Genomic DNA, 16,915 nt, shown 5'->3' with positions numbered 1-16,915 from the left:
AGCAAAAGTGGAAACGGTTTTGCGGTTCGGACACGCGCCAAAACAAAGGCTTAGAGCCGAGAATTTGAGTCGATCAAATCCTCGGCTCTAAGTCGGCAGGTAGCCGAGAATTTTTTCGACAGGATCTTGAAGGGGCGCCTCGGGTGCCCCTATTTCCATGACCGCGCGGATTTCGCGGAAGCTGGCAACTTGCTTAGCCAGAGCTTCCGGGTTGCCGATCAGCGATCTGGCAATACCCACGAGCTTATCGGTTTCGCCCTTGTGGGCAAACAAAACCTCTGGAATCACCTGGCGATCCGCGATGATGTTGGGCAGCCCGATAAATTGCGTGGTGGCTTTTTCGAACATGCGTACTTGCGCGCCCTCCGCAACATAAGTGAGCACTTGTGGAACACCGGCAAGAGCAAGTTCGAGGGTGACTGTGCCGCTGGCGGCGATGGCGGCAACCGCCTCGTGCAACGCCGCGTGCCGCTCCTCGCGGGTCACGAGCACGGAAACGGAGAGCGGCCATCGGCTGACGACGCTGCTGATTCGCGCGGCTTGGGAGCGCGTCGAAAGAATGGCGAAACCGGTAACCGATGGAAGGTCGGCAAGCTGCGCGGCGGCGGCACCCAGCATGGGAAGATGCCGGGCGATCTCGCCAGAACGGCTGCCAGGAAGCAGCAAAACCGGTCCAGACGCGGGCTGCGAGGCACGCATAGGGTATTGCTCGAGCGCCGGATGGCCTACATAGGCGGTCTCCGGACCTCCCAGCCGGCGCATCGCCTCGGGCTCGAACGGCAGAACGGACAGAACTTCGTTGAAGACCGCCGCCAATTTTTTGGCCCGCACCGCACCCCACGCCCAGACGGCCGGGGCGACGTAGAGAATGATCGAATCGCGATAGCCGCGCCTGCGCAGCGATTGCGCCACCACCTTGGAAAAGACCTGGGCATCGATGAAAACGACTGCCGCCGGTCGCTGGCGTAGGATAGTGGAAGCCACCTGCCTCGCGCGCCAGAGGAGGAGCGGCAGGCGGACAATGACGTCGCGATACCCCATGACGGCAAGATCATCCATGGGAAAAAGCGAGGTTAGCCCCTCGCCTTCCATGGCGTCGCCGCCCACGCCGAAAATAGCGAGCTCCGGTCGCCTGCTCTTAAGGCCGGCCATGAGGTTCGCGCCAATGCGATCACCCGAAGCTTCGCCGGCGAGAATGAAAACGCTAGTCATTGGAAGCCGTGAGGCCGATGAGCGCTATACCGGCGGCATCGGCAGCAGAGACGAGCTCGGCGCGCCCGATCAACAATGTGCGCCCCGCTTCAACGACGATCGCCTCGATTCCTGCCTCGCGGGCCAATTCTATGGTGCGCTTGCCGATGGCGGGCAGATCGACGTGCAGCGGCTGTCCCGGCTTGGACGTTTTGGCCATTACGATATGGCCGCGCCCGTTTCCGATCAGTCCCCGCTCGCGATAGGTCCGGCAGCGGTGTAGCAGTTCGTCAGTGCCGCCAATGTCCTCGGTAGCGATAACGCGGCCGCCGGTCACCACTAGCGCCTGGCCCAGGTCCAGGGCACCTGCCTTTCGCGCAGCATCGAAAGCAAATTCGGCAGTGCGAGCGATTTCATCAGAGGCGGTCACGGCACCGATCTGCCCTGCGGGCGCCAGGAGATCGGATACAATCTCATGCACACCGATGAACGGCAGTCCGAGAATCTTGAGGAGAGCCGCGCCGAGCTGCGAGAGCTTGCTGTCGCCCTTGGCCGTCGCATCCTTTTCGCCCGCAAACTCGGCGAAAGTCTCGCGTTCGCGGTCCGACATGTGCATGCCGCCCACGGCACAAACATGGGTGGCTTTGAACTTGCGTATTTCGCGGAGGACCTGATCGGGCCTCGAAACCTTGATTGGGAACGGGTTTTCATCGGCAAGATCGGCACGTGGACGCAGCGACAGAACGCGAACTTCCCAGCCGGCGGCACGAGCAGCAGCGATCGCTTGGGGCACGAGGTCTCCCGAGCCTGCAACCAGCGCTAGCCGCCCAGGGGCGCTCATTCTTCGGTTGTCGTGCCGTTACCATTGCGCGGCATGCAAAGCGCGCGTTCGGACGGCTTGCGGATAAAGTTGATAACGTCCTCGACGAGCTTCTCGCCCTTGAAAATTTCGGCTGCATCCTCGATGCGCTCGCGCAACGTGCCTTCGTTCGAGAAAACCATTCGATAGGCGGCTCGGAGCGCATGAATGGATTCGCGGTCGAACTTACGGCGCTTGAGACCGACGAGATTAAGCCCGCCGAGATAGGCGCGATTTCCGAGCACCGAGCCATACGGAATAACATCGTTCTCGACGAACGACATGGCGCCCACAAAGGCATGCGCCCCGATGCGGACGAACTGGTGCACGCCGCAAATGCCGCCGAACCTGACGTAATCGTCAACCACGCAATGACCAGCCAGCGAGGCCTGGTTGGCCATGACCACATAGTTCCCCACACGGCAATCATGCGCGATGTGCACGCCGACCATGAGCAGGCAATGGTTGCCCACACGCGTCTCCATTCCCCCGCCCGCGGTGCCGGGATTGATGGTGACGTATTCGCGAAGCACGCAGTCTTCACCGATCGTCACGGTGCTGGGCTCGCCTTCGAATTTGAGATCCTGAGGCGGGTGGCCGATCGAGGAAAACGGATAGATCTTGGTGCGGGCCCCGATTGCTGTCCGGCCATCGACCGACACATGCGAAACAAGTTCGACCTCGTCTCCGAGCGTCACGTCATCGCCGACGATACAGTAGGGCCCGATCAAAACGTTTTCGCCCAGCGTCGCCTTCTCGCTAACGATGGCCGTAGGATGGATTTTTGCGGTCACTCTTGTTCCTTGACGATCATCGCACCGATTTCGGCCTCGGCAATCACGGTTCCATCCACGATGGCCTTGGCTTCGTAACGGCCGACGGTCTTACGCCGATGGATCTTTTTTATGTGATATTCAAGGCGATCGCCGGGCTTGGCCGGCTTGCGGAATTTTACCGCGTCGATCGTCAGCAGATAGACGATGTGCCGGGCGCCGGACTGATTTTCGAGGTTGATGACAATCGCCCCCGCGGTCTGGGCCATTCCTTCGATAATCAGAACGCCCGGAAAGATCGGTTCGCCCGGAAAATGGCCGAGGAACTGCGGCTCGTTGTACGTCACATTCTTGATGCCGATTGCCGACTCATCGCCGTCGATATCGATGATGCGGTCGATCATCAGGAAGGGATAGCGATGCGGCAGGGCCTTGAGAATCGCGTCAATCTCCATTCTGGAGAGTTCGCCCCCCTGCCGGGCCGTATCCTCACTGAGCGTACTCAAACCTTATCCCCTTTAGTCAATCGTCTGATCGCGGCGACCTCGCGCTTCCACATCCTTACATCCTGTGCCGGCGCTCCGGCAATATTGGAGCCGGCAGGAAAGCTGTGGGTTATGCCGGACCGGGCGAGAATGCGCGAGTTCGCGCCGATACGCAGATGGCCGGCGCTTCCGACATTGCCGCCCATCACAACGCCATCTTCGAGAATGGTGGAGCCACTTAGCCCGCACATGCCCGAGATGACGCAATTGCGTCCAATACGGCAGTTGTGGCCGATCTGAACCAGATTGTCGATCTTGGAACCTTCGCCAATGACAGTATCCCCAAGCGTGCCGCGATCGACTGTGGTATTGGCACCCAGCTCAACGCGATCCTGAATGATAACACGCCCAAGCTGGGGAATCTTGCGGTGCCGGTCTGCCCGCAACTGGAAACCGAATCCTTCCGCTCCGATCACCACGCCGGGTTGAAGAACCACCTCATTGCCCAGATAGGCGCACTCGATCGATACGTTGGGGCCAATGACGCAGTTCCGGCCGATCGCCACCCCTGCCCCGATCGTGGTGTTCGCGCCGATAACCGTTCCTGACCCGATCTGCGCGCCGGCACCGATTGCCACACCCGCCCCGATCGTAACGCCCGGCTCGATAAAAGGCGCGGGTTCGGAACGTATCGATGCCTGGATGACCGCTGCGCTGTCATTGGGATACAGCACATTGAGCACGTCGACGAAGACATCATAGGGATTCTCGCAAATGACGGCGAGCGCACCTTTTGCCACGGCCTCCGCAAGATCCGCCGTTACCAGAACGACACCGGCTCCGCTGGTCGGGAGCTGATCGGAATACGCTTTGCTTGCGGCAAAGGAGATGGCATCGGCGCCGGCGTCCGAGAGATCGCTCGCGCCTTGGATTAGCGGATCGATCGAAAGCGTGGCCGCCAGATCGTGGTGACCGGAAGAGGTGAGCAGATCCGACAGCCGGACAGGCCCGGTGCATTCATGAAAGCGTTTGTCGATCATTGGACCGCCTGAAAAAGAAACCGCGGCTTTGGTACGCCGCGGCTTCAGCTTTTTCCATGAATTGGACGATTAGAACAGGGTCGACAACGTGAGTTGGAAGACCTGCGTTTCGTCCTGATCGTTCGGGTCGATGACGTGAGCGAAGTCGCCACGCAGCGGGCCTAACGGCGATTCCCAGATCAGCGAGCCACCGACCGACGACTTGAATTCGCCGCCCAGGCCTGTGGTCTCCACACCTTCAGTATCCGGGATACCGTCAATCCAGCCGGCGTCACCCCAGACCGCGCCGCGCAGACCCCAATTTTCCGGAAGGAAGGGGAGCGGGAAGTCGACTTCGGCAGAAAGACCAGCATACGAAAGGATGCCGACAGGATCGTCGCTGGCAGTGGTGCGAGCACCCATGCCACCGTAGCGATAACCACGTACAAGATCCGGACCGAGCTGGAAGGCATCGGTCGGGTGGATGCCGCCGCCATCAACGTCGGTGACGGTACCCGCCGTGCCGCGCAGGCTCGCGACCACACCCATCTCTTCCCAGATCGGATAATAGACGCGAGCTCGGACTTCAGTGGTCAGGAAGTCGGAGGTGAGCGTGGTGTAGTCCTGGGAGAAGGACAGGATCATGCCTTCGGTCGGACGGCGCTGGTTGTCCAGAGTGTCGTAGGTGAGCGTGTAGCCGACATTGAGACGGTCACGTGTGCCGCCAATGTAGGCGGGTGCCAAGGGACTCTCGTCGTCGGTAAACTCCACCTGTTCGATGCCGAGGCGAGTGGTCAGCGTGAGGTCTTCAATGATCGGCAGGCCGAAGCGAAGCTGACCACCGGTCGTCGCCGTACCGTAGGTGAAGTTGTTTCCTTCGTCGGTCACCCGGCGATAGAGATCGATGCCGGCCGAAACCTGCAACCCCATGAAACGAGGCTCGGTGAAGCTGAAATCGTAGGTTTCACCGCTTTCCGAACGTCCGATGGCAGCGCGGAGATACTGACCGCGACCGAGGAAATTGCGCTCAGTGAGCGAGATTTCACCAAAGATGCCGTCGCGGGTAGAGTAGCCGGCGCCAACACCATAGTTACCGGTGCTGCCTTCGACCACGGCCACGTTGAGAACCACGCGATCGGGCGCGCTGCCCGGAGCCGAAGTCACCTGTACCGATTGGAAGAAACCGAGAGCCTCGATGTCGGCACGCCCCTGGGTCACCAGAGCGCGGTTGAACGGATCACCTTCGGCAAAGTCGAACTCACGGCGAATAACGTAGTCACGGGTCTTGGTGTTACCGGTAATGTTGATGCGCTCGACATAGATGCGCGGCCCCTCATCGACCAGATAGGTCACGTCAAAGGTTCCGGCTTCCGGGTTGCGATTGATGCGCGGGCGCACTTCGGCAAACGGATAACCCTGGTTGGTCGCGGCGATTGCCAGATCACTGGTGCTCTCTGAAAGGTCCGAAAGCGAATAGCGGCTACCGCTACCAGTCGAGATATTGCCGCGCAGCGCATCGGCATTAAGACCAGGAATCGAGGTCTCGATGGCGATGTTGCCGAAATTGTAGCGCTGCCCCTCATCAACCGTGAAGTTGATGTAATAGGCATTCCGTTCGGCATCGAACTGAGCAACCGCCGACAGCACGCGCGCATCGGGGAAACCGCGATTGGCGTAATAGAGGCGAATGCGTTCACGATCGAGGGCGAGACGATCCTCCGCATAGACGTCGTCGCGGAACAACCAGCTCAGAAGGTGCGTTTCCTTGGTGGTGATGACACCCTCGAGCACCGAGGAGCTGATCGAATTGTTGCCAGTGAAGTTGATTGCAGCGATCCCCGCGCGATCACCTTCGTTGACATCGAAGAACACACGGACGCGACCATCTGCGGTCGGCTCGACCCGATGGGTCACCGTCACGTTGGAGTAGCCGGCTTGGGTATAGGCGGCCTGGATTGTCTGGATGTCAGTAGCAATGCCCGACTGGGTATAGACCCGGCGAATTGCAACATCGACCATCGCGGTGAGCTGGTTGTCGTTGAAGCGGCTATTGCCGTCAAACCCGACCGCAGCGACCTGAGTTCCCTCGGCCACCTGCGCCTGCGCCAGCGCCACGCTCCCCGCAAACGGCGCAACTGAAACGAGCGCCGTGGCGAGAAGGACGCTATGCAAAAGCTTGGCTGATTTGGTCATGATTGTTCTTGCTTGCCTTGTGAGACTTGTGCCGGGAATCGTCTCCAGACATGGATTCCCCCATACTCCGACGACAGGTTTTACCTGTTTTTGATCCGCGAGCAAGGCGAAACCCCACGCTCTGCGGCCAAAAGATGGCTATGCATGTTTTCGTGCAACACTCGCTAACCCCTTGATACCTCGCGCCCGATCTAGATCAGGTCGTTGATAAGCGTCGCGACCATGAGCGTACACACCAGAGCAAAGCCGATGCGGTACCCGATTTCCTGAACGCGCTGGCTCAGGGGTCGACCGCGCACAGCCTCGAAGAGGTAGTACATCAGGTGACCACCATCCAACATTGGTACTGGGAAGAGGTTAATTATGCCGATGTTGAGCGATAAAAGTGCAGTTAGGTTAACCAATGCTAACAAGCCGAGGGTCGCAACCTCTCCTGATACCTGAGCCATGCCAACAGGTCCGGCCACCTGATCGAGATCGGCTCGGCCAATGAAAATGTCACCCAAAAAAATCAGGGTGCGGTCGATAATGAACCAGATTTCCTCGAAGGTCATGCCGACCGCTTCGAGAGGGTCGGGCTGATAGCGAACGATATCGTTCTCCCCGACTTCGCGACTCACCCCGATGCGGCCCACCTCGATCTCGCGGCCAAAGCGCGTTGTCGTCGTTTCCGGCTGCGGAACCAGCGTCACGTCCAGCCTCTCGCCGTCCCGTTCGATCACCACGGGAACTCGCCGATCGGGTGATGTCGAAACGATGCGCTGTACGTCCTCGAAACCGCGAATGCCATAACCGTCGACCGAAATAAACGTATCGCCCGATTCCAGACCGGCGACCGCCGCCGGGGAATCCGGGGCGACCTCCCCCACGACGGGAGCCAGGGTCAGCCGGCCATAGCCCAAAAGCAGCGCATAGAGAATCAGGAAGGTGAAGATGATGTTGGCCAAGGGGCCGGCGACAACGACAGCCATGCGCTGGAACACCGATTTATTGGCGAACAGGCGCGGAGCGAGCGCGGGATCGTTTTGCTCGGGCGCATTGAGGTCCGGAACGCTGGCCTCGTTGGCGTCGCCGGTAAACTTGACGTAGCCGCCCAGCGGCAACGCCGCCAGGCGCCAGCGCGTCCCATGCTTATCGGTCCAGCCGAAAAGTTCGGGTCCAAAGCCGACCGAGAAGGCGTCGATCGCCACGCCATTCCAGCGGGCGACGAGGTAATGGCCCATCTCGTGCACGAAGACGATGACGGTCAGCACCGCCAGAAAGGGGATGATATAATTGAGAAAGAACGGAAGCTCGCCGATCATCGAAGTCCCTTTCGGTCGATGCGATCACATGGCTTTTGGAATGCCAATGTGTCCAATTATAGAGCTACCAGAACAGAATACCCTGTGGCACCGCGCCCAGCCCGCGATTGGCCAGACCTATGCACCAAAGCACGATACCGGCGACAGTAAGACTGTCGATTCGGTCCATCAGGCCACCATGTCCGGGGATTATGTCGCCGCTGTCCTTGATGGCAAAGCGGCGTTTGACCGCACTCTCGGCCAAATCCCCCAATTGCCCGGAAATCGAGATCACCACCGAGATCAAAAGTCCGATAGCGAAGGGTGACGGCGTATCGAGCACCCAGCCGGCGAGGAACCACACGGCGATGCCGCTCAGCGTGCCCGCGCACAGGCCGCCGGCCGCTCCCGACCATGTCTTGGATGGCGATACTTCCGGGGACAGTTTGGTGCCCCCGACGATTCGACCGACGAAATAGGCGCCGATATCGGTCATCCATACGATAGAAACGAGAAAGACCCCGGCCCAGATCCCTACGCCAGAGCTGCCCCTGATGGCGAGGAAGGCGATGGTGGAAAGCCCGAAAAATGCCAGCCCGCCGATCCGCCAGTGGCGGTTGGGCGCCTTGATCAATAGCGCCGCGACAACGGCGACGCCGAAAACGACCGCACTGGCCCATGCGCCGTTCATGGGATGGGCAATAGCGACCAGCGCGATCAGCCCCATGAAAAACGCCGCCGGCCAGCGCGCCTGCTGGCCGGTGATCATGGTTTCCCATTCGCGATAAGCGCCGGCCATCACCAGCGCGATCAGCAATGCGAAGGGAATCCACCCGGCAACCAGGGCGACCGCGGTCAGGGGTATGAGGACTATGGCAGAGAGGAGGCGCGGCAACAGGTCCGGTCCGAAAGGCCATAGCCTCGCATAGATCGATGTTCCCCTGCCCTCCTGGTCCTTCACGTCCGAATTCCGCCAAACCGCCTGTCGCGCTCAGTGTAGGTTCTCAGCGCGCGAACGAAAACAGATTCATCGAAATCGGGCCAGTTTTCAGGAACAAAGACCAGTTCGGCATAGGCGGATTGCCAGAGCAGGAAATTGGAGAGCCGCATTTCGCCGCTCGTGCGCAGGATCAAATCCGGGTCCGGCAGGCCGGAGGTGTCGAGATGATGCGCTACGGTCGCCTCATCGATCTCTTCGGGGGCCAGTTCGCCAGCCGCGACCTTGCGCGCTATGGCGCGGGTGGCGTTGACGATTTCAACCTTGGCCCCGTAGTTGAAGGCGATAATCAGATCGAGTCCCGTGTTGTCCCTGGTCCGGGTTTCGACCTCGTCGATGATGCCGCGCAGTCCGCGCTCCAGCCCATCGCGCTCGCCGATGATGCGTATGCGGACGTTGCTCTGGTCGAGTTTATCGAGATCGGACGCAACGAAACGCCGCAACAGGCTGAAAATAAAGCGGACTTCATCGGGCGGACGGCGCCAGTTCTCGGCAGAGAACGAAAACAGCGTCAAGCATTCGACGCCATAGTCCCTGGCCAATCCGACAATCCGGCGAACCGCTTCTACCCCGGCCCTATGACCTTCCGAACGGCCGAGCCCCCGCTGCTGCGCCCAGCGTCCGTTGCCATCCATAATGACCCCGATATGGCGCGGGATCTTGAGATCGCGCTCGGGTTCGATAGATGCTGCTGCCGGGTTGGTGGACATCGGTTCCCTCGGAACGGGACCAAGCGGAGCTCCGCTCAGACGTGCATGATTTCCTGTTCCTTGGCGGCAACGAGCTGATCGATCTCGGCGATCGCTTCGTCCGTCGCTTTCTGGACCTTGTCGGTTTCGGCGCGAGCCTCGTCCTGTCCCATGGCGCCATCCTTTTCGAGCTTGCGCAGCAGCTCGATGCCATCGCGGCGCACATGGCGCACGGCCACGCGGGCCTGCTCGGCATATTGGTGGGCAACCTTGGAAAGATCGCGGCGGCGCTCCTCGTTCAGTTCGGGAAGCGGCACGCGGATGATCTGCCCTTCAGCCATGGGATTGAGTCCCAGCGAGGACTCCCGAATGGCCTTTTCGACCGCCGAAGCCATGGAACGGTCCCAAACCTGGACGCTGAGCATGCGCGGCTCGGGCACCGATACTGTCGCCACCTGGTTGAGGGGCATCATCGAACCATAGGCATCGACCATGATCGGCTCGAGCAGGCTGGCACTGGCGCGGCCCGTGCGCAGGCCGGCGAGATCGCCCTTCATGGACTCGATCGATTTCTTCATCCTGGTGCGCAGGCTGTCGAGTGAGAACGCTTCGGACATCAGGTTTCTCCCGGTCGTCTGGAGCAGGTCGCCCTTGCCAGCGCGCGCTGCTCGAAAATCTTGTTGTCTATGCGCGGGTCAGCCGACACGCGTGCTGGGGGTGCGCCCATCGAGAACGCCCACCAGACCATCCTTGTCCGACAAGGCATAAACGATTATCGGCAAGCCATTATCCCGCGCAAGCGCAAAAGCAGCCGTATCCATCACCCGCAGGTCCTGTGCAATCACCTCCTCGTGGGAAATGACGTCGAACCGGGTGGCTGACGGGTCCTTTTCGGGGTCCGCCGAATAAACGCCATCGACCTTGGTGCCCTTCAAGAGCACGTCGCAGCGCAATTCGATCGCCTTCAGCGCCGCGGCGGTGTCGGTGGTGAAGAATGGATTGCCGGTTCCGCCCGCGCAGATCACTGTCGCCCCACCTTCGAGCGCGGCAATGGCGGCGCGCTGGGTGAAGGTATCGCAGATCGAGGGCATCGAAACCGAGGAAAAGACGTGCGACCTGCCCCCTGCCCTACGGATAGCATCGCCCAGGGCCAGCGAATTGATCACGGTGCCGAGCATGCCCATGTGGTCGCCGATCACCCGATCGCCGCCCTTGGCTGCAATGGCCATGCCCCGAAAAATGTTGCCGCCGCCAATGACGATGGCCACCTGGATGCCCTGCCGCGTGAGGTCCACGACCTGGCGCGCGATGGCGTTGAGGAATTGAGGCTCAATTCCATATGACTGGTCTCCGGCGAGGGCTTCGCCGGAGACCTTGAGCAAGACGCGTGAAAAGGCGTGTCTGGACATGCAAGTCCCGCTGTTGAGGCTTAAGAGCTAACGAATCCGATTGTGGCGGATACGTTACGCGGTGCCTGCAGCGGCGGCAACCTCGGCGGCGAAGTCAGATTCCTGACGTTCGATGCCTTCGCCCAGGGCAAAGAGCACGAAGCCGGTCACCTTGATCGGCGCACCAACGTCGGTTTCCGCATTCTTGACCGCCTGCTCGACCGAGTTCTCGCCGTCGATGACGAAGGTCTGGGCCAGAAGCGTCACTTCCTCGTAGTACTTGCGGATCCGGCCTTCGACCATCTTTTCAACGATGTTGTCTGGCTTGCCGGAGGCCTTGGCCTGTTCGGAGAACACGGCGCGCTCGCGCTCGACGGCCTCGGGGTCGAGGTCCTCGGAGGAAAGCGACAGCGGCTTGGTGGCAGCGACGTGCATGGCGATCTGCTTGCCAAGCGCTTCGAGCTTGGCCTTGTCGCCGGTGGATTCCAGCCCCACAAGCACGCCGATGCGGCCCAGGCCGTCCGAAATCGCCGAGTGAACATAGGTTCCGACAACGCCTTCGCTCACTTCGAGCACGGCGGCGCGGCGCAGGGTCATGTTTTCGCCGATCTTGGCGATGGCTTCGGTCAGCTCCTCGGAGACCGTGCGGCCGGTGCCGGGATAGGCCGCGGCGGCCAGGGCTTCGACGTCACCATTGACATCCAGGGCGACCTCGGCCGTGTTGCGCACGATCGACTGGAACTGTTCGTTGCGAGCAACGAAGTCGGTTTCTGAATTGATTTCGACCACGGCGGCACGCTTGCCGGCCGCAGCAACGCCCACCAGACCTTCGGCAGTCACGCGGTCGGCCTTCTTGGCGGCCTTGGCCAGCCCACGGGCGCGGAGCCAGTCGACGGCGGCTTCAATGTCACCATTGGTTTCGGTGAGCGCCTTCTTGCAGTCCATCATGCCCACGCCGGTCATTTCACGGAGCTGTTTTACGTCTGCTGCACTGATTGACATCTCGGTACCTCTTTGTCTGCCCTGGCCCCGCGCGAAACAGCGCGGGGTGGGCACGGATAATAGAAAAAGCGTGTCGGAGAGATGACGCGCGGAATCCTTAGCGTTCGTTCTCTACAGAAACGACCGACCTCAGGCCTGCGCTGCCTGCTCTTCTGCGGGCTGCTCGACCGTCTCGGCTTCGAGAGCAGGCTCTTCGATCACCTCTTCAGAGGCGCCCAGGTCACGGCCCAGCGAAGCGGACGAACGCGAAATGCCGTCGATCGCGGCCTTGGAGACCAGCGACAGGTAGAGTTCGAGGGCGCGGGCGGCGTCGTCATTGCCCGGGATCGGGTAGTCGACGACATCGGGGTCGCAGTTGGTGTCGACGATGGCCACCACCGGAATACCCAGACGGCGGGCTTCCTTGATCGCGTTGGCTTCCTTGTTGGTGTCAATCACGAACAGCAGGTTCGGGATGTTGCCCATGTCCTTGATGCCGCCCAGGTCGCGCTCGAGGCGTTCCTGTTCACGGCTGCGCTGCAGACGCTCGCGCTTGGTGAGGCCGGTGGCCCCTTCAGCCTGAAGAGCTTCGAGTTCACGCAGGCGGGCAATCGAATTCGAGATTGTCTGCCAGTTGGTCAGCATGCCGCCGAGCCAGCGGGAGTTGACGAAATATTGCGCGCTCTGGCGGGCAGCTTCGGCAACCAGCGGCGCAGCCTGGCGCTTGGTGCCAACGAACAGCACGCGGCCACCGTCGGCAACGGTGTCGCTGATCAGCTGCAGGGCGCGATAAAGCGCCGGAACCGTCTGGCTCAGGTCGAGAATGTGGATGTCGTTGCGAACGCCGAAAATGTAGCGTTCCATCTTGGGGTTCCAGCGGTGCTTCTGGTGGCCGAAGTGAACGCCGGCCTCAAGCAACTGACGCATGGAAAAATCGGGCAATGCCATTGGGTAACTCCTTTACCGGTTATGCCTCTGCAAAGGAAAAGAGGTGGGTTGCCCCACCACCGGATGGATCTGTTCAGGCACAGACCCGCCTCTGCATGTGGATTTGACGTCGCGGCCTATACAGGAGAGCTGGCACTAAGGCAAGCGCTGCCTGGCTCTGCGACGCATGTTAAAATGGTGCGACTGGGGCCAAATTTCAACGGGTGCGGGGCTGGGCCAATGCAGTTGGCTCTGTTCCGGTAATAAATCCCGGAGACATATGGAAGAACCGCGCCTGCCACCCTACCTTATCATTCCGGGACTGTTCCCGGAATCCAGCCCAGAGCCGCAACGAACGCAGATTTGGCCAACCTAATTCAGCCGCACATCCACGACGCCGGTAATGGCCTTGAGGCCGCCGGCCAATTGCGGTGTCAGGCGGAACTGGCCCGGCAGCTCGATCTCGTATTCCCGCTCGCCCTGGTCGCGAACAAGGATGAGGCTGACGACCCCCTCGCCTCCGGGCTGAAGCTGCGTCTTTATTGGGCCCAGGCACTTTTCGTTGCCGGCGAAAATCGTCATGCGGCGGCCGAGCTTTTCGACCGACGCATCGATCGGCTCGCAATTGATCAGCCGCAAGCGCACGCCGTCGGGCCGGGCTTCGGCGCCAACCTCGATGACCACCGAACTGCCGGGTTCCAGCCAGCGGCCGAAATCGTTGATCTGCTCGGAAAAAGCGATGCATTCATATGATCCGCTGGGATCGGAGAACATCATGATCGCCATGGTCGAACCCTTCCGCGTGCGGCGGTCCTGACGCGAAATCAACGTTCCCGCCAAGCGCCCGGCGACCGCGCCGTTCTGCGCCGCACGCTCGAACGCCGCCCATCGTTGCACGCGGAGCTTGTCGAAAAGTTCGGAATAATCGTCGAGCGGGTGCGCGGAGAGATAGAAACCAATGGCCGCATGCTCTCGGGCCAGGCGTTCCGTAAGGCTCCAGGGGGTCACATGTTCCGGCAAGGTGATCGCCTGGGGCTGGCTGGAGGCGAACATGTCGACGATCCCGTCGGCGCGGCCATTGGCCTCGCGCTGGGCGGTGTTGACCACGGTGTCGATCACTTCGACCAACTGCTCGCGACGCTTGGAGATGACGTCGAAAGCACCGGCGTTGATGAGTGTTTCCAGCGTGCGCTTGTTGATGATCTTGGGGTCGATACGCGATGCGAAATCGGCAAGATCCTTGAACGGCCGATCGCCGCGAACTTCGACGACATGCTCGGCGACCTGACGGCCGACTCCCTTGACCGCGCAAAGGGAATAATGAATGCGGCCCTCGCGCACCGAGAAATTGACCTCGGAGCGGTTGATGCAGGGCGGGATGACTTCGATTCCCTTTTTTTGCGCTTCACGGCGGAAATCCGACAGCTTGTCGGTCTGCGCCATGTCGAGGGTCATCGAGGCGGCGTAGAATTGCTGCGGAAAGTGGGTCTTCAAATATGCCGTCTGGTAGGAAACCCAGGCATAGGCGGCAGCGTGGCTCTTGTTGAAGCCGTAATTGGCGAATTTTGCGAGCAGGTCGAAGATGGTATCCGCCTGGCCCTTCTTGAGGCCGTTCGCCACTGCGCCTTCCTGGAAACGGACGCGCTGCTTGTCCATCTCGGCCTTGATCTTCTTGCCCATGGCGCGACGCAGCATGTCGGCTTCGCCCAGCGAATATCCGGCCAGAAGCTGGGCGATCTGCATCACCTGTTCCTGGTAGACGATGATGCCATAGGTTTCGTCGAGCACGGCCGCCAGGGATTCGTGCGGATACTCGACCTCTTCCCGGCCGTGCTTTCTGTTGATGAAGCTTGGGATATTGTCCATCGGGCCAGGCCGATAGAGGGCGTTCATGGCGATCAGGTCTTCGATGCGGTCGGGCTTGAGTTCGACCAGGGACCGGCGCATGCCGGGACTTTCAAACTGGAAGATGCCGTAAGTGTCGCCATCGGCGTAAAGCTTGTAGCTCGCCGCGTCGTCGAGCGGGATGGCATCGATGTCGAGGTCGACGCCGGTCTGTTTGACCATATCGACGGCGTATCGAATGGTGGTCAGCGTCTTGAGCCCCAGGAAGTCGAACTTCACCAGACCCGCAGGCTCCACCCATTTGAGGTTGTATTGGGTGACCGGCATGTCGGATCGCGGGTCGCGATAGAGCGGCAGCAGCTTTTGCAGCGGCCGGTCGCCGATCACGATACCCGCCGCGTGGGTCGAGGCGTGGCGGTAAAGCCCTTCGAGCTTGCCGGCAATGCGCAGCAATTCGGCGACCGTTTCGTCCTCGTCGCGCATCATCTGCAGGCGCGGTTCGTCGTTGATGGCTTGCGCCAAGGTCACTGGATTGGCGGGATTGTTCGGGACGAGCTTACAGATACGGTCGACCTGGCCGTAAGGCATCTGGAGCACTCGACCCACGTCGCGCAGGGCGGCGCGCGGCTGGAGCGTTCCGAAGGTGATGATCTGGGCGACCTGCTCGTAGCCGTATTTGTCCTGGACGTAGCGGATGACCTCTTCGCGGCGCTCCTGGCAGAAGTCGATGTCGAAGTCCGGCATCGATACGCGTTCGGGATTGAGGAAGCGCTCGAACAGCAAATTGTAACGCAGCGGATCGAGATCGGTGATGGTCAGGGCATAGGCGACGAGCGAGCCCGCGCCCGAGCCACGGCCGGGGCCGACCGGGATATCGTGCGCCTTGGCCCATTTGATAAAGTCCGAAACGATAAGGAAGTAACCGGGAAATTTCATGTCCCGGATGACCTTAAGCTCGAATTCGAGCCGTTCCTCATATTCGGTCGTGGTGCGCTCCGGCGCGTGGCCGTAAACCTCGAGCCTGCGCTTGAGACCTTCGCGTGCTTGCCGGGCCAACTCTTCGCCTTCGGCGGCCACGGCCTCGGCTTCGCTTACCCCTTCGGCAGCGGCGAATTTGGGAAGAATCGGATCGAGCGTGCGCGGGCGATAGCTGCAGCGCTGGGCGATTTCAACCGTATTTTCAATCGCTTCCGGCAGATCCGCAAAGAGGGCGATCATCTCCCCGCGCGTCTTGAAATAGTGCTGATCCGACAGGCGGCGCCGTTCGGTCTGGGCAACGACGGAACCCGCGGCGATGGCCAGGAGCGCGTCGTGGGAATCGAAATCGTCCTGCTTGGGGAAATAGGGTTCGTTGGTGGCAACCAGAGGCAGGTCGAGCCGATAGGCAAGATCGATCAGGCGAGGCTCGACCGAATTCTCGATGGCCCGGTCATGGCGTTGAATTTCGACGTAAAGCCGGTCGCCGAAGATGCGGGACAACACGCCGAGCCGGGCTTCCGCCTGGGCGTCGAGGCCGGCGGCGAGATAGGGGTCGATGGCGCCTTCCGGGCCGCCGGTCAGGCAGATCAGCCCTGCCCCGTGATCGACGACCCAATCAATGTGAGCGGCGGTGCGGCCATCGCAACCGACCTGGTAAGCCTTTGAAACCAATTCGGAAAGATTGGCAAAGCCGATCGAATTGGTGGCGATCAGGACGACAGTACCCTTGCCCAGGTTGATGCGGTCCGAGGGCTTCTCAGCGTCGGCGCCGAAATCGAGGGTGAGTTCGCACCCAATGATGGGTTGGATACCCTTGCCCGAGGCTTTTTCGGAAAACTCCAATGCACCGAAGAGGTTATTGGTGTCGGCAATGCCGATTGCCGGCTGTCCATCGGCCTTTGCCATCTCCAGAATCGCGCCCAATTGCAGTGCGCCTTCGAGAAGGGAGAAGGCCGAATGGACGTGGAGATGAACGAAGCCGGGACCGGACATTAGGAGCGTAAACCCGAGAAAAGCTGATGTTTCCTTGTGCCATTCCAAACCTGTTGCCGCCACCCTGAGGGTGGCTTTTGCACAGGGGGAATCAGGCGAGATAAGTGATCATATCGAAATAGAACAGCGTCACACCACCGAAGGCGGTCAGCGAAACCAGGGCCATGAAGTCCTTGACGAAATCGAGCATGGGATCTCTCCTGTGTTTATGGTTTGTTCTTATAAGTTCATTTTTTGTTCCTGTCCATATGGACCATAGCGGCCTTGAGATCGCTGGTTAAAGAAAAGTTACGCAGGGTCTACCCGGCGTTTGC

The 16,915-nt window shown here is 60.6% G+C and carries 14 protein-coding genes; all 14 read right to left on the bottom strand.

Annotated features, from left to right (window positions below; translation table 11 throughout):
• Positions 1 to 87 precede the first annotated feature (87 nt).
• Complete coding sequence (locus tag NO932_RS08890) at positions 88 to 1,212, bottom strand: lipid-A-disaccharide synthase (RefSeq protein ID WP_309210833.1); 1,125 nt, start codon at positions 1,210 to 1,212, stop codon at positions 88 to 90.
• A complete protein-coding gene (lpxI, locus tag NO932_RS08885) occupies positions 1,205 to 2,032 on the bottom strand; it encodes a UDP-2,3-diacylglucosamine diphosphatase LpxI domain-containing protein (protein ID WP_309210832.1) in 828 nt (275 codons plus the stop codon). The genes NO932_RS08890 and lpxI overlap by 8 nt, the downstream gene beginning before the upstream one ends.
• Positions 2,029 to 2,844 carry an acyl-ACP--UDP-N-acetylglucosamine O-acyltransferase gene (gene lpxA, locus NO932_RS08880; protein WP_309210830.1) on the bottom strand — a complete coding sequence of 272 codons (816 nt, stop codon included), beginning with the start codon at positions 2,842 to 2,844 and terminating at the stop codon, positions 2,029 to 2,031. Before lpxA ends, lpxI begins: the two co-directional genes overlap by 4 nt.
• The gene (gene fabZ / locus NO932_RS08875) at positions 2,841 to 3,278 is read right to left on the bottom strand and encodes a 3-hydroxyacyl-ACP dehydratase FabZ (protein ID WP_309211011.1); all 438 of its coding nucleotides are present in this window, start codon (positions 3,276 to 3,278) and stop codon (positions 2,841 to 2,843) included. The genes lpxA and fabZ overlap by 4 nt, the downstream gene beginning before the upstream one ends.
• 47 nt (positions 3,279 to 3,325) lie before the next feature.
• Positions 3,326 to 4,348 (bottom strand): UDP-3-O-(3-hydroxymyristoyl)glucosamine N-acyltransferase, encoded by a 1,023-nt coding sequence (lpxD, locus tag NO932_RS08870; RefSeq protein WP_309210828.1) that lies wholly within the window; start codon positions 4,346 to 4,348, stop codon positions 3,326 to 3,328.
• 69 nt (positions 4,349 to 4,417) lie between these two features.
• On the bottom strand, positions 4,418 to 6,520 hold the full coding sequence (gene bamA, locus NO932_RS08865; RefSeq protein WP_309210826.1) for an outer membrane protein assembly factor BamA: 2,103 nt from the start codon (positions 6,518 to 6,520) through the stop codon (positions 4,418 to 4,420).
• Positions 6,521 to 6,711: 191 nt separating this feature from the next.
• Complete coding sequence (gene rseP / locus NO932_RS08860) at positions 6,712 to 7,824, bottom strand: RIP metalloprotease RseP (protein ID WP_309210825.1); 1,113 nt, start codon at positions 7,822 to 7,824, stop codon at positions 6,712 to 6,714.
• Positions 7,825 to 7,888: 64 nt separating this feature from the next.
• The gene (locus NO932_RS08855) at positions 7,889 to 8,764 is read right to left on the bottom strand and encodes a phosphatidate cytidylyltransferase (protein ID WP_309210823.1); all 876 of its coding nucleotides are present in this window, start codon (positions 8,762 to 8,764) and stop codon (positions 7,889 to 7,891) included.
• Entirely contained in the window at positions 8,761 to 9,510 is a 750-nt protein-coding gene (locus NO932_RS08850; RefSeq protein ID WP_309210821.1) for an isoprenyl transferase, read from the bottom strand. Before NO932_RS08850 ends, NO932_RS08855 begins: the two co-directional genes overlap by 4 nt.
• Positions 9,511 to 9,545: 35 nt before the next feature.
• Entirely contained in the window at positions 9,546 to 10,106 is a 561-nt protein-coding gene (frr, locus tag NO932_RS08845) for a ribosome recycling factor (RefSeq protein WP_309210819.1), read from the bottom strand.
• Between the two features lie 78 nt (positions 10,107 to 10,184).
• A complete protein-coding gene (gene pyrH / locus NO932_RS08840; protein ID WP_309161395.1) occupies positions 10,185 to 10,898 on the bottom strand; it encodes a UMP kinase in 714 nt (237 codons plus the stop codon).
• A 54-nt stretch (positions 10,899 to 10,952) separates the two neighbouring features.
• On the bottom strand, positions 10,953 to 11,879 hold the full coding sequence (tsf, locus tag NO932_RS08835) for a translation elongation factor Ts (RefSeq protein WP_309210818.1): 927 nt from the start codon (positions 11,877 to 11,879) through the stop codon (positions 10,953 to 10,955).
• A gap of 129 nt (positions 11,880 to 12,008) precedes the next feature.
• A complete protein-coding gene (gene rpsB / locus NO932_RS08830) occupies positions 12,009 to 12,806 on the bottom strand; it encodes a 30S ribosomal protein S2 (protein ID WP_309210817.1) in 798 nt (265 codons plus the stop codon).
• A gap of 351 nt (positions 12,807 to 13,157) precedes the next feature.
• Positions 13,158 to 16,601, bottom strand: a complete 3,444-nt coding sequence (gene dnaE, locus NO932_RS08825; protein ID WP_309210816.1) for a DNA polymerase III subunit alpha — start codon at positions 16,599 to 16,601, stop codon at positions 13,158 to 13,160.
• Between the last annotated feature and the right edge of the window lie 314 nt (positions 16,602 to 16,915).

Source organism: Pelagibacterium sp. 26DY04, assembly GCF_031202305.1.
GTDB lineage: Bacteria > Pseudomonadota > Alphaproteobacteria > Rhizobiales > Devosiaceae > Pelagibacterium.
Note: the sequence above shows the minus strand (reverse complement) of the source record. Positions and strands in the feature narration are given on the sequence as shown.